Annotated in this window: 24 protein-coding genes; 18 read left to right on the forward strand and 6 right to left on the reverse strand. The window is 39.8% G+C overall.

The window, feature by feature from the left end:
- Window position 1 precedes the first annotated feature (1 nt).
- The 3 genes from F7732_RS15065 to F7732_RS15075 all read left to right on the forward strand — a co-directional run bounded on the left by F7732_RS15065 (window position 2) and on the right by F7732_RS15075 (window position 2,326).
- The gene (locus tag F7732_RS15065; RefSeq protein WP_151574835.1) at window positions 2-478 is read left to right on the forward strand and encodes a PTS sugar transporter subunit IIA; all 477 of its coding nucleotides are present in this window, start codon (window positions 2-4) and stop codon (window positions 476-478) included.
- A gap of 82 nt (window positions 479-560) precedes the next feature.
- A complete protein-coding gene (locus F7732_RS15070; protein ID WP_151574836.1) occupies window positions 561-1,298 on the forward strand; it encodes an N-acetylmannosamine-6-phosphate 2-epimerase in 738 nt (245 codons plus the stop codon).
- A gap of 74 nt (window positions 1,299-1,372) precedes the next feature.
- The gene (locus F7732_RS15075) at window positions 1,373-2,326 is read left to right on the forward strand and encodes a formylglycine-generating enzyme family protein (protein ID WP_151574837.1); all 954 of its coding nucleotides are present in this window, start codon (window positions 1,373-1,375) and stop codon (window positions 2,324-2,326) included.
- A gap of 67 nt (window positions 2,327-2,393) precedes the next feature.
- On the opposite strand, the gene F7732_RS15080 is transcribed toward F7732_RS15075, so the two are convergent.
- The 3 genes from F7732_RS15080 to F7732_RS15090 form a co-directional block, all read right to left on the reverse strand.
- Entirely contained in the window at window positions 2,394-3,395 is a 1,002-nt protein-coding gene (locus F7732_RS15080; RefSeq protein WP_151574838.1) for an LLM class flavin-dependent oxidoreductase, read from the reverse strand.
- Window positions 3,392-3,685 (reverse strand): DUF3219 family protein, encoded by a 294-nt coding sequence (locus F7732_RS15085; RefSeq protein WP_151574839.1) that lies wholly within the window; start codon window positions 3,683-3,685, stop codon window positions 3,392-3,394. The genes F7732_RS15080 and F7732_RS15085 overlap by 4 nt, the downstream gene beginning before the upstream one ends.
- Before the next feature lie 1,064 nt (window positions 3,686-4,749).
- Entirely contained in the window at window positions 4,750-5,511 is a 762-nt protein-coding gene (locus tag F7732_RS15090) for an IclR family transcriptional regulator (RefSeq protein WP_151574840.1), read from the reverse strand.
- 335 nt (window positions 5,512-5,846) lie between these two features.
- On the opposite strand from F7732_RS15090, the gene kduI reads away from it, so the two are divergent.
- From kduI to F7732_RS15150, 12 genes are all read left to right on the forward strand, one after another.
- Entirely contained in the window at window positions 5,847-6,677 is an 831-nt protein-coding gene (gene kduI, locus F7732_RS15095; protein WP_151574841.1) for a 5-dehydro-4-deoxy-D-glucuronate isomerase, read from the forward strand.
- 46 nt (window positions 6,678-6,723) lie between these two features.
- Window positions 6,724-7,707: a C-terminal binding protein gene (locus F7732_RS15100; protein WP_151574842.1), complete on the forward strand. Its 984-nt coding sequence runs from the start codon at window positions 6,724-6,726 to the stop codon at window positions 7,705-7,707.
- Between the two features lie 11 nt (window positions 7,708-7,718).
- Window positions 7,719-8,756: a TRAP transporter substrate-binding protein gene (locus F7732_RS15105; RefSeq protein ID WP_151574843.1), complete on the forward strand. Its 1,038-nt coding sequence runs from the start codon at window positions 7,719-7,721 to the stop codon at window positions 8,754-8,756.
- Window positions 8,757-8,772: 16 nt separating this feature from the next.
- Window positions 8,773-9,255, forward strand: coding sequence for a TRAP transporter small permease (locus F7732_RS15110; protein WP_151574844.1), 483 nt, complete (start codon window positions 8,773-8,775; stop codon window positions 9,253-9,255).
- Between the two features lie 30 nt (window positions 9,256-9,285).
- Window positions 9,286-10,590, forward strand: a complete 1,305-nt coding sequence (locus F7732_RS15115; protein WP_420837697.1) for a TRAP transporter large permease — start codon at window positions 9,286-9,288, stop codon at window positions 10,588-10,590.
- Window positions 10,591-10,710: 120 nt separating this feature from the next.
- Window positions 10,711-11,712, forward strand: coding sequence for a zinc-dependent alcohol dehydrogenase (locus tag F7732_RS15120; RefSeq protein ID WP_151574846.1), 1,002 nt, complete (start codon window positions 10,711-10,713; stop codon window positions 11,710-11,712).
- Between the two features lie 34 nt (window positions 11,713-11,746).
- Window positions 11,747-12,502: a 2-dehydro-3-deoxy-D-gluconate 5-dehydrogenase KduD gene (gene kduD / locus F7732_RS15125; RefSeq protein WP_151574847.1), complete on the forward strand. Its 756-nt coding sequence runs from the start codon at window positions 11,747-11,749 to the stop codon at window positions 12,500-12,502.
- Window positions 12,503-12,625: 123 nt separating this feature from the next.
- A complete protein-coding gene (kduD, locus tag F7732_RS15130) occupies window positions 12,626-13,390 on the forward strand; it encodes a 2-dehydro-3-deoxy-D-gluconate 5-dehydrogenase KduD (RefSeq protein ID WP_066449304.1) in 765 nt (254 codons plus the stop codon).
- Window positions 13,391-13,532: 142 nt separating this feature from the next.
- On the forward strand, window positions 13,533-13,742 hold the full coding sequence (locus F7732_RS15135) for a helix-turn-helix transcriptional regulator (protein WP_151574848.1): 210 nt from the start codon (window positions 13,533-13,535) through the stop codon (window positions 13,740-13,742).
- Window positions 13,739-14,116 carry a permease gene (locus tag F7732_RS15140; RefSeq protein ID WP_151574849.1) on the forward strand — a complete coding sequence of 126 codons (378 nt, stop codon included), beginning with the start codon at window positions 13,739-13,741 and terminating at the stop codon, window positions 14,114-14,116. Before F7732_RS15135 ends, F7732_RS15140 begins: the two co-directional genes overlap by 4 nt.
- 380 nt (window positions 14,117-14,496) lie before the next feature.
- Entirely contained in the window at window positions 14,497-14,688 is a 192-nt protein-coding gene (locus F7732_RS15145; protein ID WP_151574850.1) for a spore coat protein, read from the forward strand.
- Window positions 14,689-15,184: 496 nt separating this feature from the next.
- The gene (locus tag F7732_RS15150) at window positions 15,185-16,780 is read left to right on the forward strand and encodes a BCCT family transporter (protein ID WP_151574851.1); all 1,596 of its coding nucleotides are present in this window, start codon (window positions 15,185-15,187) and stop codon (window positions 16,778-16,780) included.
- A 58-nt stretch (window positions 16,781-16,838) separates the two neighbouring features.
- Here the strand turns inward: F7732_RS15150 and F7732_RS15155 are convergent, their stop codons facing one another.
- Both F7732_RS15155 and F7732_RS15160 read right to left on the reverse strand, forming a co-directional pair.
- Window positions 16,839-17,603 carry an HAAS domain-containing protein gene (locus tag F7732_RS15155; RefSeq protein ID WP_151574852.1) on the reverse strand — a complete coding sequence of 255 codons (765 nt, stop codon included), beginning with the start codon at window positions 17,601-17,603 and terminating at the stop codon, window positions 16,839-16,841.
- A gap of 20 nt (window positions 17,604-17,623) precedes the next feature.
- Entirely contained in the window at window positions 17,624-17,944 is a 321-nt protein-coding gene (locus tag F7732_RS15160) for a PadR family transcriptional regulator (protein ID WP_151574903.1), read from the reverse strand.
- Window positions 17,945-18,283: 339 nt separating this feature from the next.
- On the opposite strand from F7732_RS15160, the gene F7732_RS15165 reads away from it, so the two are divergent.
- The gene (locus F7732_RS15165; protein ID WP_151574853.1) at window positions 18,284-19,261 is read left to right on the forward strand and encodes a proline dehydrogenase family protein; all 978 of its coding nucleotides are present in this window, start codon (window positions 18,284-18,286) and stop codon (window positions 19,259-19,261) included.
- Window positions 19,262-19,561: 300 nt separating this feature from the next.
- Window positions 19,562-20,554: a bile acid:sodium symporter family protein gene (locus F7732_RS15170; RefSeq protein ID WP_151574854.1), complete on the forward strand. Its 993-nt coding sequence runs from the start codon at window positions 19,562-19,564 to the stop codon at window positions 20,552-20,554.
- 117 nt (window positions 20,555-20,671) lie between these two features.
- On the opposite strand, the gene F7732_RS15175 is transcribed toward F7732_RS15170, so the two are convergent.
- Window positions 20,672-21,148 (reverse strand): glutathione peroxidase, encoded by a 477-nt coding sequence (locus F7732_RS15175; RefSeq protein WP_151574855.1) that lies wholly within the window; start codon window positions 21,146-21,148, stop codon window positions 20,672-20,674.
- Between the two features lie 232 nt (window positions 21,149-21,380).
- On the opposite strand from F7732_RS15175, the gene hemG reads away from it, so the two are divergent.
- Window positions 21,381-22,769, forward strand: coding sequence for a protoporphyrinogen oxidase (hemG, locus tag F7732_RS15180; protein WP_151574856.1), 1,389 nt, complete (start codon window positions 21,381-21,383; stop codon window positions 22,767-22,769).
- The last annotated feature ends 16 nt before the right edge of the window (window positions 22,770-22,785 follow it).

The raw sequence follows: 22,785 nt of genomic DNA on the forward strand, positions 1-22,785 counted from the left end.
CATGTTTGGACTTTTTAATAAAAAGAAAAAAGATGGTTTTGTTAGCCCTGCTGCCGGGACTATTAAATCGATTGACCAGGTAAACGATGAAACATTTTCACAAAAAATCATGGGTGATGGCTTTGCGATTGCTCCGAGCGCTACGCAAGTATTCTCCCCTGTGGATGCTGTCGTGGATTTTGTTTTTAAAACAAATCATGCGGTCGGCTTAAAGACAGAGGACGGTAAAGAAATTCTCATTCATGTGGGCGTAGATACTGTAAACTTAGAGGGTAAAGGATTTACTTCTCACATACAAGATGGACAAAAGGTGAAACAAGGTGACCTTTTATTAACGATTGATTTTGATTTAATCAAAGAACTTGTTCCTTCAACAGATATAATTCTGATTTTCACAAGCGGGGAAGCCTGCAAAGTGAACAATCCCAATGAAAAAGTAGAAGCACAGCAGGAAAATATTGTTGAACTGACAAAATAAAAGTGCTGGGTAACTCTCGCTTATTCTTCTGAGTAAGCGGGATTTTTCCATTATGTATCTAAATAAAGGAGGTAATGGTGAAATGCAATCTTATAATGAGAAACAGCAGAAAATGATCCAGCAATTAAAAAATGGTCTTATTGTTTCATGTCAGGCAAAAAAGGACGACCCGATGTATATGCCAGGCATCATTACAGGGATGGCCAAGTCTGCGATATGGGGAGGAGCAGCAGGCCTGCGTCTTAACACTCCTGAACAAATCAGCGAGGTCCGCCAAATCACAGACCTTCCTATTATCGGTCTGTGGAAGCAGCATTCAGAGAATAGTTCTGTTTTTATAACGCCAACCATGGAAGCAGTTGACGAGGTTATAGGGGCAGGTGCCGATATTGTGGCACTTGATGCAACTGACCGGATCAATGCAGATGGTGAAAAAGCATATTTCCTAATTGAAAAAATCAAACAAAAATATCCTGAAACCACCATTTTAGCAGATATCCGCAATGAAGAAGAAGCTGTCATCGCCCTGGAGCAAGGTGCTCATATGGTGGCTCCAACTCTGTATCGATTTAATGATAATCCGAAGTCAATTGATAGTCCTGACTTTGAAATGCTGGCTAAAATTGTACGTGCATGTGAGGGAAAAGGACTTGTATTAATGGAAGGGAAAATCAATACACCTGAAGAGGCAATTGAAAGTTTATACTTAGGTGCCTATGCGGTCGTGGTTGGAAGTGCCATTACGCGGCCACACCTGACTACATTAAGGTTTACAAATAAAATTAATAAGTATGAAAATAAAATGCCACTTTATTATTGAGTGCTGAAATTTGGCAATACTCCTGCCCGAATGGGAAAATGATTAAAGTGAGATTTTCTATAGGGAGTGATCCAATGGACAACCAGAAAAGCTGCTGTTCTGCATCCAGATCGTCTATTTCTGTGAATAATACTGTTTCAGAAAGCGAACAAAATCTTGAGAGCCAAGTGAAACAGAAGGATAGAGAAAATATGGTTTACCTTGAAGGCTGCACCTTTTTAATGGGAACGGAGGATGCTGACGCCAATCCGTTTGACCAGGAAGGACCGATTCGGGAAGTAAAGGTTGACCCTTTTTATATTGATCCATATACCGTAACAAATCGCGAGTTTCAAGAATTTATTAACGATACAAACTATCAGACAGATGCCGACAAATTTGGCTGGTCTTTTGTATTTCATCTGCTAATATCTGAAGAAACAGCTGCAAAAGTCACACAGGCACCAGTACAAACCCCATGGTGGCGTGTTGTACATGGAGCCAATTGGCAGCATCCAGAAGGTCCTGATTCTTCAATTGAAGAACGAATGGATCACCCTGTTGTGCATGTTTCCTGGAATGACTCACAGGCTTATTGCAAGTGGGCTGGAAAAAGACTGCTGACAGAAGAAGAGTGGGAATATGCCGCAAGAGGCGGGCTTGTTCAGAAGCGGTATCCATGGGGAGATACCTTACAGCCAAACGGAGAGCATTACTGCAATATATGGCAAGGTCAATTTCCGGTAAAAAATACGGAAGAAGATGGCTATTTAGGCACAGCACCTGTTCATGCTTTTCCGGCAAATGGATATGGTTTGCACAATATGGCAGGAAACGTCTGGGAATGGTGTGCCAATTGGTTTGATCGTTCTAAAAAGGATGAACATAATCCCAATACACTCATGCCTGAGTCACCTAGAACAATGCGAGGCGGTTCCTATTTATGTCACGATTCATACTGTAATCGCTACCGAGTGGCGGCCAGGAGTTCAAATACACCTGACAGTTCATCAGGCAATGTAGGATTCCGCTGTGCAGCTGATGTTTAAGAGAAAAAAGAGGCATCTACAAGCGTAGATGCCTTTGCTATTTAACGTACAGCCTGCAAAAAGTGAATTATAACTCTTTATACTCCTTGGCTATTAATCGATAAGACTCGTATTTATCACTTGGGTCATATGTAATTGTCACAATCATAAGCTCGTCAGCATGATATTGATTCTGCAATTGGTCAAGTCTCTGCTTAACTTCAGCAGGATTCCCGAAAATGATCTTCTCCTTCATGGCTTTGAGCTTCGTTTTTTCTTCAAAAGACAGCGGGGTATTTTTCGCATTCTCTATGCTTGGTACTCCTTTATTCCCCTCTGTCCTTTCTCTCTGAATAGACCAGATTAAAGAGCTTAAAGCAATTTCTTCAGCTTTTTCCGTTGTTTCAGCGCAAAACACAGTTGCCGCTATAATGACATAAGGTTTTTCTTTGTGTGGAGTTTTGCTGTAAACTTCCCGATACTGCTCCACAATTGCAGGGCCATCTTTGTCACTCATAAAATGACCGAATACATAGGATATTCCTTTTTCGCCGGCAAGGATGGCGCTTTTTTTACTGGTGCCCAGCAGCCATGGATGTGGTGGCTGCTTAGGTATTGGCGCTGCCTTTACTTTTGCATATGGATGATCTTCCGGAAAATCATTGTCCAGAAAATGCAAGAGGTCATTAATTGAGTCAGGAAAGGACCATACGCCTTTTAAGAAATGATCAGATAGTGCCTGGCTTGCTTCAGCAGATCCGCCTGGTGCACGGCCAAGCCCGATATCAATGCGGTCTGGAAACAATGTGGCAAGCATATTAAAAGCCTCTGCAACCTTATAAGGCTTATAGTAAGGTAAAAGAACCGCACCGGACCCAATTCGAATGGTATTCGTTTGTGCACCAATATAACTCAGCATGATTTCCGGTGCGGGGCAGGCAAGGCCGCTTAAATCATGATGCTCTGCAATCCAGTAGCGGGAATATCCGTACTTTTCACCGTGTTGGGCAAGCTTCAAGGAAGCTTCCAGTGCTTCTTTTGCCGTTTGATTCGCTGAAATAGGGGATTGATCCAAAATGCTTAGCTTCATTGTGTCTCTTGTTCCTTTTCCAGAAAGGTTACCGTATACTCTCCGACATTTCCTTTTTCATAAAGGTTTGTAAGGGAGGTATAGTAGTGAACGATTTCTCCCGTGAAAGCCAGTTGCAGGGAAGGTACGGAAACTTGAAAGCTTTTTTCATATAATAATACAGCGATGTCATGATATTCTTCACTGTTTACATTGAAGACAACAGTGATTTTATGAAGACCTCCTGCTACGTCGTGATTCAAACTTTTAACTTTTATAGATGTGCCGTTTAAACGGATTTCATTATTCATATCTAAAGCCTCCTAGCTCTTAGAAAACTGCTTAGTTTAATTTTATCCAATTAGAGTAAAACTAGCGAACAATGCGCTTAAAATAGAGATGGGTAAATGCTTGGGTGCAGTGCAATGCTGGGATGTTAGAATGAGTCATGAACGTTTAATAACTGGGAAACGGTGTCGTGTAAATGGTGGAAACGAGGTGCTGGAGTTCAGTAACTGGAAAAAGGTGACGTGTAAATGGTGGTAACAAGCGCGGAGAGTCCAGCAATTGGAAAATATTGTCGTGAAAACGGAAGAAACGGACCCGAAAAGTCCAGTAATTGGAAAATATTGTCGTGAAAACGGAAGAAACAACCCCGAAAAGTCCAGTAACTGGAAAAGAGTGTCGTGAAAATGGCAGAAACACCCCCGGAAAGTCCATTATCTGGAAAAGAGTGTCGTGAAAATGGCAGAAACGAACCCGAAAAGTCCAGTATCTGGAAAAGAGTGTCGTGAAAATGGCAGAAACAACCCCGAAAAGTCCTGTAACTGGAAAACAGTGTCGTGAAAATGGCAGAAACGAACCTGAAAAGTCTAGTAACTGGAAAAGAGTGTCGTGAAAATGGCAGAAACAACCCCGAAAAGTCCTGTAACTGGAAAACAGTGTCGTAAAAACGGAAGAACCAAACCCGAAAAGTCCAGTAACTGGAAAAGAGTGTCGTGAAAACGGAAGAAACACCCCCGAAAAGTCTAGCATCTGGAAAACAGTGTCGTGAAAATGGCAGAAACACCCCCGGAAAGTCCAGTAACTGGAAAAGAGTGTCGTGAAAATGGCAGAAATACCCCCGCAAAGTCCAGCATCTGGAAAATAGTGTCGCATAAATGACTGCAACAACCGCAAAAAGTCTATTATCTGAATCTCAAAATTGGTACCATCATGCCAGGTTATGACTTCGAAGTCACCTATGAAGTCTGTTATGCTGAGCTATGATGGAAACTTCACAACATAAAACAACTATTCCAAAATAACAAAACATCTCCAATCACTCGGTGAAAGGAGATGTTTTTTATTATCAAGAAATGATCAAGCAATTATTTTAAATTCGGTAACCGAGCTGCTTAGAAATATTCCTTGATGTTTCCTGAATTTTGTTTTGGAGCTCATCGTCTATTCGTTCCATCGTAATTCGGCTGCTTGGTCCGGATATACTAAAGCTGGCAATAATTTTACCAGTATAATCATAAATTGGAGCAGCAATGCAGCGTATGCCTTCTTCATTTTCGATATTATCTAGTGCATACCCTTGAGCTCGAATGGTTTCTACTTCACGTTTTAATTCATCGCGTGAGCGGATCGTATTCTCTGTACGGGTGATAAAATCAGTCTTTGCTGCAATCTCCTCGAATTGCTCTTCATCTTTACCTGAAAGCAAGACCTTTCCCACGCCTGTACAATACATAGGGGCTCTGCTCCCAATTCTTGAATACATGCGGATCGTTTGATTGCTCTCGATTTTGTCAATATAGACAACTTCACCTTTATCCTCCATGCATAAGTGAATCGTTTCATTCACTTCAGAAGAAAGTTTTTTAAGAAAAGGCTTTGAAATAGGGATCAAATCAATATTATTCAATACATTTCTTGAAATATAAATGATCTGGAACCCAATTTTATACTTATCTGTTTCAACATCTTTACTTACATAATTCATATCTATCAGTGTGGATAGAAGTCGGTGAACAGTACTTTTTGATAGTCCGACCTGTTCTGATAGACGTGTAATTTGAATCCCGTTTGGATATTCGGATAGAACATTCAGCAAGGTAAGAGCACGTTCCAATGATTGTACATTCGCCATAATTTCCCTCCATCGTTAACGAACGAAGACTGATCAATGATCATATCTAGATAACTTTTATTATTTATTATTCACGGCACGTTGACACATTTATCATAGTAAAATCAAATTGGTTTGTAAACTATGGAAAAATTTTATGTATCCCCTTTCATTTTTTTGACTTAAAAGAAAATTTCTTATTGAAATTCATCAGATATCATTTATAATAAAAATTATAGAACATGATTCTATAATGTGGAACAAAGAGGAATTGTTAGTAAAAAGGTTAACGAAGGACGCGGAGAAATGATATCGCTTTCCAAACGATTTAGTATTACAGAGGGGGAATTTTTAAAATGAAAATTCATTATGCACACCATCCGGATGATGTCAAAAACTATACAACTGAAAAACTACGTAATGAATTTCTAATGGAAACTGTATTCAAAGAGAACGAAGTTGAGTTAGCATACAGCCATGTGGATCGCATTATCTATGGGGGAGCAATGCCTGTCGAGAAAGCGTTGACGTTAGATGCTGGTAAAGAACTGGCAGCAGAATATTTCCTTGAGCGACGTGAAATGGGCGTTATCAATATTGGCGGAGACGGAGTAATCGTTCTCGACGGAGAAGAATATGAGATCAATAACAGAGAAGGAATTTACATTGGCAGAGGAACAAAAGAGGTTGTATTTAAATCAAATGAGGCAAATCAGCCTGCTAAGTTCTATATCAATTCATGTCCTGCTCATAAAACATATCCAACCGTAAAAGTAGATTTAGAGAAAGCAATCGCACGCCCGCTTGGAGAAGATGCGGCGATGAATAAAAGAACGATTCATCAGTTTATTCACCCGGATGTGCTGGATTCCTGCCAGTTGAGCATGGGGATGACGGTTCTTGAAGAAGGAAGCGGCTGGAATACAATGCCTGCTCATACGCATGAACGAAGAATGGAAGTCTATTTCTACTTTAATATGGAAGAAGACACACGTGTCTTTCACTTAATGGGACAGCCGCATGAAACAAGACATATTGTAATGAGCAATGAGCAAGCTGTACTATCACCGAGCTGGTCAATTCACTCTGGAATCGGGACGCGCAATTATACCTTTATCTGGGGAATGTGCGGAGAAAATCAGGATTTCGATGATATGGATCATGTAGCAATGAAGGATTTGCGTTAGTAGCGCAATCCTTCGAATCTACTTTTAACGCTTGAAGGAGGCTGCCATGACAAAGCCCAGAATTATCATTACAGATTGCGACCATGAAAATATTGATATAGAAACAAATATTTTTCGAAATGAATCATTCACTTTTGAACACTTGGACTGTAAAACAGAAGATGATGTCATTGCTAATTGCCGGGGAGCTTCTGTTTTTCTCAATCAATACGCTCCTATTACCGAAAAAGTTATGGCGAATTTGCCTGATTTGAAGCTGGTTGTCCGCTATGGTGTTGGAGTGAATAATGTGGATTTGGAAGCAGCAGATAAATACGGAGTTCAAGTGTGTAATGTTCCTGATTACGGCACGAATGAGGTTGCCGATCATGCATTGGCGCTGATGCTTGCTCTTACCCGAAAAATATCGCACATGAATCAGCTAGTAAGGAGCGGCGTTTGGGATTACCAAAAGAGCATTCCGATCTACCGCCATAGTGAACAAACTGTTGGCGTTATCGGGTTAGGCAGAATTGGCACTTCTTTTGCACAAAAAGTGCAGGCTCTTGGCTGCCGCGTTATTGTATGCGATTCCAAATATAAAAACAATCAATCTAGAAAACTGCCAGATGGAATGGAGCTTGTGGAATTAGATGAATTGCTTGAGCAATCTGATGTTGTTTCCATCCACTGCCCGCTTGAATCTGCATATAACTTGTTAGATGAAGAACAGCTTAAACGGATGAAAAATACAGCTTATCTGGTGAATGTTTCGCGCGGAGGAATCGTGAACGAGGCTGCCCTTGATACAGCACTTGAAGAAGGGTGGATAGCCGGTGCTGCTGTTGATGTAGCGGAAAAAGAACCGCTGTCTGCAGACTCTCCATTATTCAAACACGATCATTTCTTATGTACACCGCATATGGCTTGGTACTCTGAACAGGCCGCATTGGAATTAAAACGAAAAGTAGCAGAGGAAGCTGTGCGTTTCTTGAAAGGCGAACCTGTGCACTACCCAATAAATGAGATTCATAACCTTATAAAAGAGTAGGAGTGGAGTAAATGAAAAAGACTTTTAAAACTTTTGCTATAGTTGTAACCGTTTTCTTTGTAACAATGTTAGCTGCTTGCGGCGGATCTAGTTCTTCTGGTGATACATCAGATGGAGGATCAGGCGGAAGCGGATCAGCTCAGGAAATTAAAGTAGCTTTCAACCAGCCTGAAAACCATCCGCAGTACAAAGCAATGGAAGAGTTCGGTGAAAAATTTAAAGAATTAACGGATGGTGCATATGAAATCAAATTGTATCCAAATGAACTTTTAGGTGCACAGCGTGAAACAATGGAGCTTGTTCAATCCGGGACAATTGGAATGTCTATTGTTGCAGGAAGCTTAATGGAAAACTTCAATGAAGAATTTGTTGTATTCAACTTGCCATACGTATTTGATTCAAAGGATCACCAAATGTCCGTATTAAATAATCAGGATATTGTAGGAGACTTATATACGTCAGTTGAAGATCAAGGCATGACTGTTGCAGCTGGATTCCATGGCGGTGTCCGCAATGTTTATAACAGTGAAAAACCTATTAATACACCAGAGGATTTAGCTGGAATGAAGATTCGTATTATCGAAAGTGATACAAACATTAAGATGATGGAAAACATGGGTGGAACAGGAACACCAATGGGTCAAGGTGAGGTCTACACAGCGATTCAATCAGGTGTTATTGATGGAGGAGAAAACAATGAGCTAATCTACTCTAATCTGAAGCATGTGGAAATCGCACCATACTATTCGTATACACAGCATTTAATGATTCCTGATTACCTGCTCATCAACACAAATTTATTAAAAGGTATGTCTGAAGAGCATCAAAACATCTTCAAAGAAGAATTGGCAAAAGCAGTTGATCGTGAAGTTGAGCTTTGGGATGCAGATGTAGAAGCTGCGAAAAAAGCTGCTGAAGAAGCAGGTGCTGAATTTAACGAATTAGATATTAAAGTTTTCCAAGATGCCGTTCAGCCGGTCATTGATGAAAAGTTAAGCTCAGACAGCGCAAAAGCTTTATATGAAAAAGTTAGAGAAGTAGCTGAATAAGAGCTGGAGTGATTGTATGAAACTCATAAAAACAATTTTAGATAAAATACTGGGCAGTATATGTATCATTCTATTCGCTTTCCTTGTTTTACTGGTAACATGGCAAGTTATCACTCGGTTTATCTTTGATAATCCGAGTGTGATCTCTGAAGAATTAGCAAAATACTGCTTCGTTTGGCTTGTCTTGTTTGGGGCTGCTTATGTATTCGGTGAAAGAGGGCATATGGCCATTGAATTTATTAAGGATAAATTTCCAAGCGGGATCAAAATGGGAGTTGAACTGTTTATTGAGCTCGTAGTTATTCTCTTTGCCGCTCTTATACTTGTCCAAGGTGGATTTGCAGCAACAAGTCTTGCATGGACACAGCTATCTGGTGCGCTTCAGATTCCCGTAGGCTATTTATACTCAGCCATTCCGCTTAGCGGAGTATTTATTATCTTTTACTGTATCTATAATATGTACCTCATCATTAAAAATAAGAAACCACTAGAGCAATAGTTAGGCTGAAAGGACGTAGATAATATGGATATTGCTGTTCAAGCGGCACTGATACTATTTGCTGGCGTGGCATTCTTATTAATTATTGGTGCACCAATCAGTATCAGTGTAGGAGTAGCATCCGCTTTGGCGATGTTCTCCATCGTGGACTTTAATAATGGTCTTTTGACCTCGGCACAGCGGATGTTTACCGGAATGAACTCGTTTACGCTGCTTGCTATTCCGTTTTTTATTCTTGCCGGAGTAATCATGAACAACGGCGGGATTGCAATGAGACTGGTCAATTGTGCTAAAGTACTGAGCGGCCGTTTGCCGGGTTCTTTAGCACATACCAATATTGTTGCTAATATGATGTTCGGATCCATCAGCGGTTCGGCAGTTGCAGCAGCAGCAGCAGTTGGAGGAACGATGGGCCCACTGCAAAAAAAAGAGGGCTACAATCAGGAATTTAGTGCGGCTGTAAACATTGCATCCGCTCCAACAGGAATGCTGATTCCGCCAAGTAATACGCTGATTGTCTATTCTCTTGTTAGCGGCGGAACGTCAATCGCTGCCCTGTTTATGGCTGGGTACATTCCAGGAATTCTCTGGGGATTAGGCTGTATGCTTGTTGCGTTCTTATTAGCGAAAAAGTATGGCTATAAAAGTGATGACAAAGTCAGCTTTGCCATCGCGTTAAAAGTATTTTTAGATGCCATTCCAAGTCTTTTGTTAATTGTGATTGTTATTGGAGGGATTATTGGAGGCGTGTTTACGGCAACAGAAGGTTCTGCCATTGCCGTTGTTTATTCCCTGCTGCTTTCTTTCATTTACAGAACGATTAAAATTAAAGATTTGCCTGGTATTCTACTAGATTCAGCTAAAACAACTTCTATTGTTATTTTCTTAATCGGTGTTTCTTCTATTATGTCATGGGTAATGGCATTTACGAATATTCCGGGCATTATAGCGGATACATTGCTAAGTATTTCAGATAACATGTTTGTTATACTTCTGATTATGAACATAGTGCTTTTAATCGTTGGTACGTTCATGGATCCGACACCGGCGGTATTAATTTTTACGCCTATCTTCTTACCAATTGCAACAAGCTTCGGAATTGATCCAGTTCATTTTGGGATCATGATCGTATTCAACTTATCAATTGGAACCATTACACCGCCTGTTGGACCAGTATTATTTGTAGGTACCAAGGTAGCTGGACTGCGAATTGAGAGTGTAATAAAACCGTTATTGCCATTCTTCCTAGTGACTGTCTTGGTATTATTTCTTATTACGTACATCCCAGAGCTATCACTATTTATACCAGAGCTATTTAACTTAACAGGAAATTAATAAAAAGTGGACAGGTACATGTAGCGTGGAAACGGGACTGTACCTGTTTTTATAATGAGAGTTTGAGAAACAGCTAGAATGATGCTAAATATGTTTTTTTATGTAATGGAGGGATTGGTCATGAAAGCCATTTTTTATGAGGGTGCGGAACATGTTGCCTTCAAAGAAGCAGAGATGCCTAAACTGCCAGAAGGGTGGGCACTCATTAAAACTTCCCATGTTGGGATATGCGGAACAGATCTAAATATCTATGCAGGAACACATCCTCGCGCTGCTGCGCCTTTAATCATTGGGCATGAATTTTCCGGTACGGTGCTTGAAGGACATCCAACACTAAAAGAAGGAGCAAAAGTAACAGTAAACCCATTATTAAGCTGCGGCACATGCGGACCTTGTGTATCAGGACAGTCTCATGTTTGTGAGTCTCTAAAACTGATTGGCATTGATTGTGACGGCGGGATGGCAGAATATGTTGCAGCACCCGTCGAAAGCATTATTGCTCTGCCGGAGGAGATGAATTTAGAGGCAGGAGCATTGGCAGAGCCGGTTGCGGTTGCAGTTCATGCGGTCCGTCAGGGCGGTTATGTGCCGGGAGATCGGGTCGTTGTTTTTGGTGCAGGCACGATTGGCTTATGTGTAGCACTCGTTTTAAGAAGCTTGGGTGCAACAGATATCATTGTGGCTGAAACAAATGAACACCGTCTTGCCATGGCGAAAGAGCTTGGTTTTGTTGCGGTAAATCCGCTGACTGAGGATGTTCACAGCGTGGTTTTAGAGTATACGAACGGCTTAGGTGCCGATTTTGTTTTTGATTGTGCAGGCCATCCATCGGTATTAACTCAGCTGACCGAGCTTGTAAAGGTCAGAGGAAATATAATCATTGTCGCAGCTTATAAAAAGCCGGCTCCAGTCAACCTTCTTCAAGGAATGTTTAAGGAGCTCTCCATTCAATTTGTGCGTGTTTACACACCAAGAGACTTTGAGATTGCGATTGACCTATTAAACTCACAAAGCAGCTTTGAAAAAATGATTACACATGTGCTTCCTCCTGAAGAAGCAGAAAAAGGCTTTGAACTGCTGACAACAGGAACAAATGCTGTGAAGGTTATGTATTCTTTTTAAGAAAAATATTTGTCCTTTAGAAAGGAATAAAAACATGAATAACTTATTTGATCTAACTGGAAAAGTAGCGATAGTAACGGGCGGTAATCGCGGTCTTGGAAAGGAAATGGCTTTAGGTCTTGCCAGTGCTGGAGCTGATGTTGCAGTGGTAGCGAGAAATGTCACAGAAGAGGTACTGGAAGAAATCCGAAATCAAGGAGTTAAAGCGATCGGCATCAATTATGATATTCGGGATGTGGATGGCTACGGTTCACTAGTGGATCAAGTGATAGATCAAATGGGCAAAATTGATATTTTAGTGAATAATGCAGGAGTTCAAAAACGTCATCCTGCTGCGGAATTTCCGAAAGAAGATTGGGATTTTGTGATGGATATTAATGCAAACGCCGTATTTTATCTTTGTCAGACTGTCGGAAAACATATGCTTGAAAGAGGAAAAGGGAAGATCATCAACATTGCTTCGCTCCTATCCTTTCAAGGCGGTTTAACCGTTCCAGCCTATGCAGCGAGCAAAGGAGCGGTCATGCAATTCACGAAATCATTAGCGAATGAATGGGCCGGCAAAGGAGTAAACGTAAATTGCATCGCACCAGGCTATATGGCGACAGAAATGAATACAGCGCTAATCGAAGATCCAACAAGAAGCAGGCAAATTCTTGAGAGAATCCCCGCACAAAGATGGGGCAATGGCCAGGATATGCAAGGTGTTGCAATCTTTTTAGCATCTGATGCCTCTGACTATATTCACGGCTATACACTGGCGGTTGATGGCGGCTGGTTAGGGCGTTAAGAAAGAATAGGTTATAGGATAGAAAGACCTTTAGTACTTGTTTAAACATAAAATTGTAAACTATATATTAAATAGAATGGTGAAATGAAAAATAGATCTGTACTAAACGAACGGAGGATACACATGACATTTCAATTGGATTACTTTTCACTAAAAGGGAAAACGGCATTAGTTACAGGAGCAAGGACGGGAATTGGCCAAGCAATTTCAATTGGTTTGGCAGCTGCTGGTGCACATGTCCTTCTTTTGGGCCATCGTGATAATTTACAGGAAACACAAACGAAGATTGAGGAAATTGGCGGGACGTACGATACCATCTTAATCGATCTAAGCAAGGTCGACACAATTCGTGAAAAACTTAAACCAATCATTGAAAAGCATGAGATTGATATTTTAGTTAACAATGCGGGTGTTATTTATCGTGAACCAGCAGTAGATTTTAATGAGCAAGAATGGATGCGTGTCATTGATGTTAACGTGAACTCCATTTTCGTATTGTCTCAGGAAATTGGGAGAGGAATGGTGGAAAGAGGATCAGGTAAAATCATTAATATTGCATCCCTTTTATCCTTCCAGGGAGGTATATTTGTACCAGCTTATACGGCAAGCAAGCATGCAGTAGTTGGATTGACAAAGGCTTTAGCCAACGAGTGGGCTGGCAAAGGCGTTCAGGTAAATGCAATTGCTCCTGGATATATTGAAACGAACAACACAGAAGCCATCAGAAACGATGAGCAGCGCAATAAATCGATTTTAGAAAGAATTCCGGCAGGTCGATGGGGAGAAGCAGATGACCTGGCTGGAGCCGCAGTCTTTTTATCCTCCAAGGCTTCTGAATATGTCAATGGCCATGTATTAGTCGTGGATGGCGGCTGGCTGGGAAGATAAATATAGGTTAGAAAAACATAAAAAACGGCAAGAGCTTTTAAAAGCTCTTGCCGTTTTTTTGTATGATCTTCAAAAAGAGATGTGAAGTAAACCTGACGTAAAGTTTCTTTTACGTTAATGTGAAAATATGAGAGGTGATGAAGTGAAAAATCGATTGCCTGAGTTACGGAAAATGTTTGGATATTCGCAAGAGCGTCTTGCAGCCAAGCTTGGAGTGTCGCGGCAAACTATCATTTCAATTGAAAAAGGAAAATACTTTCCTTCGCTGCCGCTGGCTTTTGAACTAGCAAAAACATTTGAAACAACGATTGAACATGTATTTATTTATGAAGGAAAAAAGGAGGAAGGATGATGGGATCACGAAGAACTTTCTTAGTCATGGGGATTCTATTTACGCTAATGGGGGGATTTGTAGGATACGCAGGAATCATGGCAGACTCAGCTCCAGTATCCATGACCTATATTGTTCTTGCCATGGCTTACATGTCCTATTGTCTCAGCTACTTATTTCCGCAATTTAAAGAAAATGATGAGCGGGTGAAATTAATCAAGCAGAAGGGGATGTTTGCTTCTTTTATAGCGTTTATGCTGTACCTGATATTGTTTCAAATAGGAATTCAGCTAGGCTGGGTTAACCTCAGCGCATTACAGCTTCTGCATATTTTGAGCACATTAATGATTTGTACAGTCTTTTCTTCATTTGTCATATATTCTAAGAAATTATGAAAACATTGTTTGATCCCATTATTTCCTAGGGAATACTGTCGATTTGAAAATACATGTATCTATATGTTCGACACAGTGCATCGAAACCCTTAGTTGAGGAAATCAAACAGAGTTAATTGCTTTAGAAGCAATCCAACATAAAAATCAGCAATAGCCCTCTTTTTTAACAAATATAGGCAACTGCCTCAAACATATACGAATGTCCAGCATATTTTATCTTATAAATTGGCTGTGCAATTGTATTAGGATTGTTTCGTTTCTTCCACATTTTAAATAATGAAAAAGCATGAAGGCTAAAAATAAATGTCAGCCTGGTGGAAGTAAGGCGCGATCATGATCCGGCTAAGCCAATTAATTATTATAGGGGGGAGCCTATTAATATGTATGGAAGAAGACCTTATGGATTTGGTTATGGAGGATTTGGCAGAAGACCGTTCGGTTATGGTTTTGGCGTACCGTTTTTAGGCGGTTTTGTTGGAGGTTTGGCAGCAGGAGCACTTCTTACACCTGGATTCGGATATGGCGGTTATCCTGGATATCGACCGTTTTATCCGCCATATTATTATTATTGATAAATGTGGCTGGCTTTTTGCCAGCCATTGCTTTTTGGCGAGGAATATTATTCTGGTCATCTATGAAGATTTTACTGAAATAGAGGTTTACTCTATATAAATTTAGGGAAAAGAGAAGTATGGATGATCCTTGTGGTTATAAGGAGAAACCGCACTCTGCTGTTTTTCTATGGGAGCAGCAGCGGTTGATATTGTATTTTAGTTATGATAAGTTCATATATAAGAAAGGAGGAGGACAGCACAACAATTGGAAATGGAATTATTTTTCCTATATTCGTAATAGTGTACTGAAGAAGGGGATCTGTCCTATACAGATAAAGAATGCAGTGCACAACGAGATTATGAGGATATGAAAATTAATTCTTTACGGCGAAATTTATTCTTGCACTAAACTCTAGTTTTATTCGCTTCGATTCACTTCGCAATTAACTTCTTTTATATTCAAAAACCAAATGTTCTTTCCCTTCGTACTAAAACGATCTGAAAGGAAGAATCAATGAATTCTCAAAAGAAAAAATTAAATATAGTATTTTATGCATCGGCGGTCATTATTGCAGGTTTAGTATTGGCGGGCGCTTTCATGCCAACGGCTTTTGCAGAAGTTGCCAACACAGCGCTCCAATTTACTACGCACAACTTTGGCTGGCTTTATTTAGGCGCGATATTCATTTTTGCGGTCTTTTTAATTTACTTAATTTTCAGTAAATATGGATCGATTCGATTGGGAGGCAAAAATGAAAGACCGAAATATCCGCTGTTTACATGGATCGGTATGCTTTTTTCAGCCGGTTTTGGTGTCGCTCTTGTTTTCTACGGAATCGGTGAACCTATGTCGCATTTCTTTGCACCGCCATTTTCAGATGTAGAGGCGCAATCTACAGAGGCAGGAAGAATCGCCATGGGTTACTCTTTTTTTCACTATGGAATTAGCCAATGGACCGTCTTTGGGATAGTGGGTCTTGCAATGGCATACTTCCAATTTAAAAAGGGCAAAGATGGAATGGTGTCGACGACTCTTTCTCCGATCATCGGAAAAGGAAAACATGAAAAGCCAACAAAGAGACTCGTTGATATTTTGGCGATCGTAGCAACAGTACTAGGTGTAGCGACTTCAATCGGGTTAGGTGTCATGCAAATTAATGGAGGAGTTACGTCCACATTTGGGCTTGCAGAATCCCCATGGACGCTGATTATCATTATGGCCATTCTAACTGGCTTATATCTGTTGTCTGCTACAACAGGATTGGATAAAGGAATTCGCTGGCTAAGTAACTTCAACCTGGGTGCAGCTTTAGTGTTTATGTTGTTTGTATTTGTGACAGGTCCAACAGTGTTCATTTTGGATACGTTAATTGTTGGTATTGGCGATTATATTACAAACTTCATCTCCTATAGTCTGAGATTAAGTCCTTATAGCGGCGGTGAATGGGTCTATGATTGGACTGTGTTTTACTGGGCATGGGCGATTGCTTGGGCGCCGTTTGTCGGAGCTTTTGTAGCACGTGTTTCCAGAGGCCGTACGATTCGTGAATTTATCCTAGGTGTCATGGTCGCTCCCCCTGCTATAGCTTTATTGTGGATTGCTGTTTTCGGAGGAACTGCACTTCATATGGATTTATTTGAAGGCGGAACAATCGCGGCTGCTGTTAACAATGACATTACAAGTGCCTTATTTGCTACTTTAGCAGGCTTGCCATTTACAGAAATTGTTTCCGTATTTGTTCTTCTGTTAATCTTCACTTTCCTGATTACTTCTGCTGACTCAGCGGTATTCATTTTGAGCAGTATGTCGACTGGGGGCTCACTCAATCCTCCAATTAGAATAAGAATTATATGGGGAGTTTTAATGAGTGGAATTTCGTTAATCCTTCTCCTTGCAAGCGGACTGACTGGATTGCAGACAGCTTCAATTATTGCCGCTCTGCCGTTTGTGATTATTCTCTTGCTGATGAATTTCTCGATCTTTAAAGTCATAAGAGCTGACTATAAAAAAGAAGCAGTTGCCAAAAATCCGGCTGCTGAGAAAAAAGAATCAAGAGAGAAAACGCAGAAAACAAGCAAGTTAAAAGAAGATAGTGCGAGTGTCTCATAATAAAATAGAAAAGATTCAAGGCGTTGATGCCTTGAATCTTTTTTTGTTCAGATTTCTATTAAACTGCTTTATTTTTCTCTAATTTTGCAGAAATCAAAAGATAAATAGCAATGCCGCCAAAGGTAATTAGTGTACTTGTGATCAGTCTTGCCTCATCTTGCAAGGATGTTTGTTCCAGCAGGTAGTCAGGCAATGTAATAAGTGCCAGAACAATCACCATAACCCAGGTTTTAGCCCAGAGGGAGGTCCCAATAAGAAACAATAGCAGAATAGTCCCGGTAATGATACTTCCAAGTATGCCAAAATCGATGACAGGAGTGGCGATCGCTTTGTTTAGAAAGATTAAGCCGAGAAATAGTCCAATTGGAACAATAGATATCCCCATAAAGATCAATCCTTTTTTTATAGGAGAGCGTTCCAATGTAGAGATGGCCTTAAATCCGATCAATACTAAAGCAATAAAAATGATCGCAATCATGATATGTCCGACAATTTCTAAAACAGAATACGAGAGTGTTCCTTTCAGCAAATCTGGAATGATGTTAAAGGAAAATGAACCTAAAGCAATCAGACATATATATTTGAACCACGTTCTCATATCAATAGGCATTTCATTTGAAATCATCTGCATATAGTCTTTTGGGGACTTTCCAACAATTTTCTCGATTGGTTTCCCCTTTTTTTCTGCTTCATAAAGATGAACTTCTAATTCTTCAATCATTTCCTCAATCTCTTTTGGATTTTTACCGCTGGAAAATAAATAAACCCGCAGATTTTCTAAGAAATTTTGGCTTTTTTTCGATAAGGTGAATTCATTATTCAACATTTTCAGCTCCTTTAGTTTTATTTTCCATTGTCTGATTCTTGATGCAGTACCCTATTGACACTGCTCTCCAGCTGATGCCAGCGCTCTATAAACTTCTGTAATTCCAGTTCTCCTTTTGGAGTAAGTGAGTAGTATTTTCTTCGTGGACCAGCAGTGGATTTCTTCAATGTAGAAGTAACCAACTCTTCTTTTTGCATCCTTATAAGCAAAGGATAAATGGTTCCTTCACTGAAAGAATGAAATCCATATTCTTCAAGCTTTTCGGCCAGTTCGTAGCCATAGACTTCTTTATTATGAATAATGGCCAGGATACAGCCATCAATAATTCCTTTAAGCATCTGAGTTGACGACAAAAAATTTCCCTCCTTTCTTTACTAACTTGTAATACAAGGGTTATGTGGTTTATATACCTTGTAAAGCATGATATTGATTAGTGTAACTTTAATTATCTTGTAATGCAAGGTAAAAGAAAAAATAATTGTTATTGCGATTTAATAATAGGGAATGTAATCATTATAACAAGAAATTAAATAGCATATATCAGGAGTGGCAGAATGTATGTCTGATTTTGTCGCCTTTTGTATAAATATGATGGTTGAAATATTCGAAAAACAAGCTAAATTAAAAAAATATGCTATAATTTATTTTGTAAATTTATATGAATAGGAGTAATCGCTATGGTGTTAAAAGATGTGTTTATTGGCCTTTCCCAAAATCAATTCTTAAATAATACGGCGAAAAAATACGGGTTAAAATTGGGTGCTCAAAGTGTTGTTGCAGGCACTAACTTAACCGAAGCGATTAAGAGTATTAAAGAGCTTAATGCGAAGGGTATTTCTTGTACTGTAGATAATCTTGGCGAATTTGTATTTGAAAAAAGTGAAGCTACAGAAGCAAAAAATCAAATCCTTGAAGTGATTGAAGCGATTCATGAACATCAAGCAGATGCGCATATCTCTTTAAAGCCGTCCCAGCTGGGCCTTGATATTGATTACTCTTTTTGCTTAGAGAACCTGAGAGAAATTGCAGCTCGGGCCTATCAATATGGCATCTTCATTAATATCGATATGGAAGACTACAAAAGACTGCAGCCTTCATTCGATATGCTCGATGAACTTTCAAAAGAATACGATAATCTTGGCACAGTGATCCAAGCGTATTTTTTCAGAGCAGATGATGACATTGAAAAGTATAAAAATTACCGATTGCGCATCGTTAAGGGAGCTTATAAAGAATCCGAAGATGTTGCTTTCCAGACAAAAGAAGAAATAGATAAACATTATATTCAACTGATTGAATGGCATCTGCTCAATGGCAAATTTACATCAATCGCGACACATGATCACCGAGTAATTAATCATGTAAAGCAATTTGTTAAAGAACACCAGATTTCAAATGACAAGTTTGAATTCCAAATGCTATATGGTTTTAGAAAAGAGATGCAGCTCGAGCTTGCCAGCGAGGGTTACAATTTCTGCACATATGTACCTTTTGGACATGATTGGTATGGCTATTTTATGCGCAGATTAGCGGAACGCCCGCAAAATTTAAATCTTGTGGCAAAGCAGGTCTTTACAAAGAAAACGAATACAATTATTGGTGTGGCTGCAGGAGCATTCCTGCTTGGCAGACTCACGAAAAGAAAAAATAAATAAATTTATTGCCTGTTCGTATTTTTACGAGCAGGCTTTTTTGTATATGCGAAAAGAAAGTGAATTACAAATTTACGAGATTGCAAGCAAACTGGAAGATTTTCTGACAAAAAAATAAATTTACTGTTTTAATTATTCAGATTCTTTAGTAGAATGGATATTAAAATATTAAAGGGGCGGTATCATATGAGTGATATTTTTATATGTGGTGAGATTATTCAGAAGTAAGAAACCCATTTAATGGGTGAGGGATATAACTGTAATTAAGAAAAAATTAAAAGTAAAAGAACAGGGGTTATGATTATGAAACTATTAGAAACCATCAGCTCAATCGCAGGTAAATTTTTTGCCGTATGGGTGATTGTCATTGCGGTTATTGCTTTTCTAGTGCCAGCACCATTCCAGCAGCTGGGAGGCTATGTAACAATTCTTTTAGGTGTAGTAATGTTTGGAATGGGATTAACGTTAAAGCCTGTAGACTTCAAGATCATTGCCACCAATCCATTTCCTGTATTAATCGGGTTTGTAGGACAATTTACAATTATGCCGCTAGTGGCTTTCCTGATTGCAACAGCACTCAACTTACCAGCTGAACTTGCAGCAGGCTTAGTTCTTCTAGGTTCTGTACCAGGCGGAACAGCATCAAATGTTATGGTGTTTTTAGCGAAAGGAAATGTACCGTTATCAATTGCAATGACGTCACTTTCAACATTGCTGGCTCCTGTTGTTACACCGCTTATTTTATTATTATTAGCAGGGCAATGGATGCCAGTTGACGCAGCTGCAATGTTCTTATCAATTGTTCAAGTCATTATTGTACCGATTGCATTAGGGTTATTGATTCGAAAAGTCTTCCCAAAGACAGTGGAAAAGAGCATTGGGGTTCTGCCATTGATTTCTGTTGTGGCAATTATGATTATCGTTTCAGCTGTTGTATCAGGCAATGCTGAAAGACTTGCACAAACAGGATTGCTTGTTTTTGTTGCGGTTATGCTTCACAACGGTGCAGGTTTACTGCTGGGATACTTTGCAGCCCGTTTGTGCGGACTTGATGAAAGCAAACGCCGGGCCATTGCACTTGAAGTAGGAATGCAAAACTCAGGACTTGGGGTTACCCTAGCTACCGCACACTTTGGTCCGATCGCTGCTATTCCAAGCGCACTAGGAGCGGTTTGGCATAATATTTCAGGACCGATTCTTGCTACTTACTGGGCGAAAAAACCAGTGGTTGAACAGGAAGAAAAAGCTCCTGTTGAAGGCACAGAACAGGCTGTAAAACATACTCCAATTGGATAGTTGGAAAGGAGTACTGCTCGTAATGAGTGGTACTTCTTTTTTTATGTAAAAAAAGACCTAACATATAGCTTCTATGCAGGTCTTATCATACTGGTTGGTTGTGCAATTTTTACTGATTTATAATAGTTTTGTTATATCATCTTCAATTTTTCCAGGCTCAGTAGTAGGTGCATATCGTTCAATGACCTGACCATTGCGATCCACCAGGAATTTTGTAAAGTTCCATTTAATATTTTTGGATAAGACGCCTTTTTTCTGTTCTTTTAAATGTGAAAATAAAGGATCAGCATTAGCTCCGTTCACGTCAATTTTTCCAAACATCGGGAAGGTTACACCATAATTGAGCTGGCAAAACTGTGTTGTTTCTTCAATATTATCAAACTCCTGATTATTGAACTGATCACAAGGAAAACCTAAAATTTCTAACCCTTGATCCTTGTATTTATCATATAGACTTTGCAAACCTTCAAACTGAGGAGTTAATCCGCATTTGCTTGCTGTATTCACGATCAATAAAACCTTGCCTTTATACTCATCTAATGATTTTTCATTGCCGTTTGTCATTTTAACTTGGAAATCATGTACCGTGCTCATTGTATTTCCTCCCTAATGTAAAATTAAATCGTGTACGATCTAATTTTAAAGTCTTTTTAGGTGAAAAGCAATTGAGATGTATTTGCTTAAATACCCGCAAATAATCACCAGTTAAAAAAAGTCTCATCTGTCACACAATCCTCAAACTTTCACAATCATGCATAAAAGAGATCTAATCATTATATGTTACACTCTATATAGATATAAATGATAGATAACTGAGGTGTACACAGTGAAAACAGTATTAGTCATCGGCGGCGGCATTACTGGAATGGCTGCCATGTATGAACTGCAAAAATGGAAAAAAGAAAACAGCTCAAATGTGAAGCTGATCCTTGCAGAAGGAGCTGATCAGCTGGGCGGAAAAATCCGCTCTGTTAAACAAGATGGATTTTTGATGGAGTCTGGTGCTGATTCAATCGTTACGCGCAAAACCCATTCTATGTCTTTTATGAAGGATCTGAATCTTGAAGACAAAGTGGTATACAATGCATCAGGCAAATCTTATATATTCTCAGATGGTCAGCTGCATCCGATTCCAACCAATTCGGTCTTTGGCATTCCGGGAACCATTGAGGCATTAGCTGAGAGCACGCTTGTTTCAGCCGAGGGGAAGGTGGCAGCTTTAAAGGATTTTTATACAAAAAATGAACATTTTACAGAAGAAGATTCAATTGGAGAATTTCTAGAGCACTATTTCGGGAAAGAGCTGGTGGAAAAGCAAATCGCTCCTGTATTATCTGGCGTGTATTCGGGTGATCTGAATCAATTGACGATTTCAGCTACATTGCCGAGTGTGCTTAAATATAAAAATGAATATGGCAGTATCATAAAAGGCTTTGAAGCCAATCTGGCGATGTATCAAAGCAGCGGCGAGAAACGGTTTTTATCCTTTGAAAATGGACTCCATACAGTTATTGATGCCTATGCAGATCGTTTAGAGGATGTGCAGCTGCTTATGAATAGTAAGGCTGAGCGTATTGAAAAGCAGGATGGCCAGTACACCGTGACGTTTACGAATGGGGAAGTAGTAACTGCAGATCATATTATTTTAAGCATTCCGCATAAGGCTGCTGAAAACATGCTTGCTGACCAGAAGTTGCAGGATAGCTTTCAGCAATTAAAGTCCAGCTCTTTAATTAGTGTCTACCTTGGCTTTGAAGTGCCTGACAGTATCCTGCCTGCTGACGGAACAGGCTTTATTTCAGCAGATCCTGACGAACTAACATGCAATGCTTGCACTTGGTCCAGCAGAAAATGGTCTCATACGTCAAAAAGCGGAAACCTTCTGTTAAGGCTTTTTTATAAAAGCAGTCTGACCAATTACGCTTCTATTGAAAAGATGACAGAAGAAGAACTGCTGCAAACAGCCTTAACAGATGTAAGAAAAGCATTAGGAATTGAGGCGGCACCTGCCATCAGCGAAATTACCCGCTGGGAAAACAGCATGCCCAATTACTTAATTGATCATAAAGAAACAGTAACCAGCCTAGAACAAAAACTTGCCGAAATCTATCCTGGCATCGAGCTTGCCGGCTGTTCTTATTACGGAGTAAGTCTGCCGGATTGCATTGAAAATGGAGAGAAGACAGCACAGAAGGTTATAACTGAATTAGTTTGAAGTGAGGAGGCAGCGG

Origin of the sequence: Bacillus mesophilum (assembly GCF_008923265.1) — a bacterium.
GTDB lineage: Bacteria > Bacillota > Bacilli > Bacillales > Cytobacillaceae > Cytobacillus > Cytobacillus mesophilum.

Coding starts and splice junctions, on each gene's coding strand:
- F7732_RS15110 (WP_151574844.1), top strand. CDS start 8,773: ATGAAACTCATAAAAACAATTTTAGATAAAATACTGGGCAGTATATGT.
- kduI (WP_151574841.1), top strand. CDS start 5,847: ATGAAAATTCATTATGCACACCATCCGGATGATGTCAAAAACTATACA.
- F7732_RS15165 (WP_151574853.1), top strand. CDS start 18,284: ATGGTGTTAAAAGATGTGTTTATTGGCCTTTCCCAAAATCAATTCTTA.
- F7732_RS15145 (WP_151574850.1), top strand. CDS start 14,497: ATGTATGGAAGAAGACCTTATGGATTTGGTTATGGAGGATTTGGCAGA.
- F7732_RS15105 (WP_151574843.1), top strand. CDS start 7,719: ATGAAAAAGACTTTTAAAACTTTTGCTATAGTTGTAACCGTTTTCTTT.
- F7732_RS15070 (WP_151574836.1), top strand. CDS start 561: ATGCAATCTTATAATGAGAAACAGCAGAAAATGATCCAGCAATTAAAA.
- F7732_RS15175 (WP_151574855.1), bottom strand. CDS start 21,148: ATGAGCACGGTACATGATTTCCAAGTTAAAATGACAAACGGCAATGAA.
- F7732_RS15120 (WP_151574846.1), top strand. CDS start 10,711: ATGAAAGCCATTTTTTATGAGGGTGCGGAACATGTTGCCTTCAAAGAA.
- F7732_RS15080 (WP_151574838.1), bottom strand. CDS start 3,395: ATGAAGCTAAGCATTTTGGATCAATCCCCTATTTCAGCGAATCAAACG.
- kduD (WP_151574847.1), top strand. CDS start 11,747: ATGAATAACTTATTTGATCTAACTGGAAAAGTAGCGATAGTAACGGGC.
- kduD (WP_066449304.1), top strand. CDS start 12,626: ATGACATTTCAATTGGATTACTTTTCACTAAAAGGGAAAACGGCATTA.
- F7732_RS15170 (WP_151574854.1), top strand. CDS start 19,562: ATGAAACTATTAGAAACCATCAGCTCAATCGCAGGTAAATTTTTTGCC.
- F7732_RS15150 (WP_151574851.1), top strand. CDS start 15,185: ATGAATTCTCAAAAGAAAAAATTAAATATAGTATTTTATGCATCGGCG.
- F7732_RS15140 (WP_151574849.1), top strand. CDS start 13,739: ATGATGGGATCACGAAGAACTTTCTTAGTCATGGGGATTCTATTTACG.
- F7732_RS15160 (WP_151574903.1), bottom strand. CDS start 17,944: ATGCTTAAAGGAATTATTGATGGCTGTATCCTGGCCATTATTCATAAT.
- F7732_RS15090 (WP_151574840.1), bottom strand. CDS start 5,511: ATGGCGAATGTACAATCATTGGAACGTGCTCTTACCTTGCTGAATGTT.
- F7732_RS15085 (WP_151574839.1), bottom strand. CDS start 3,685: ATGAATAATGAAATCCGTTTAAACGGCACATCTATAAAAGTTAAAAGT.
- F7732_RS15100 (WP_151574842.1), top strand. CDS start 6,724: ATGACAAAGCCCAGAATTATCATTACAGATTGCGACCATGAAAATATT.
- F7732_RS15065 (WP_151574835.1), top strand. CDS start 2: ATGTTTGGACTTTTTAATAAAAAGAAAAAAGATGGTTTTGTTAGCCCT.
- F7732_RS15075 (WP_151574837.1), top strand. CDS start 1,373: ATGGACAACCAGAAAAGCTGCTGTTCTGCATCCAGATCGTCTATTTCT.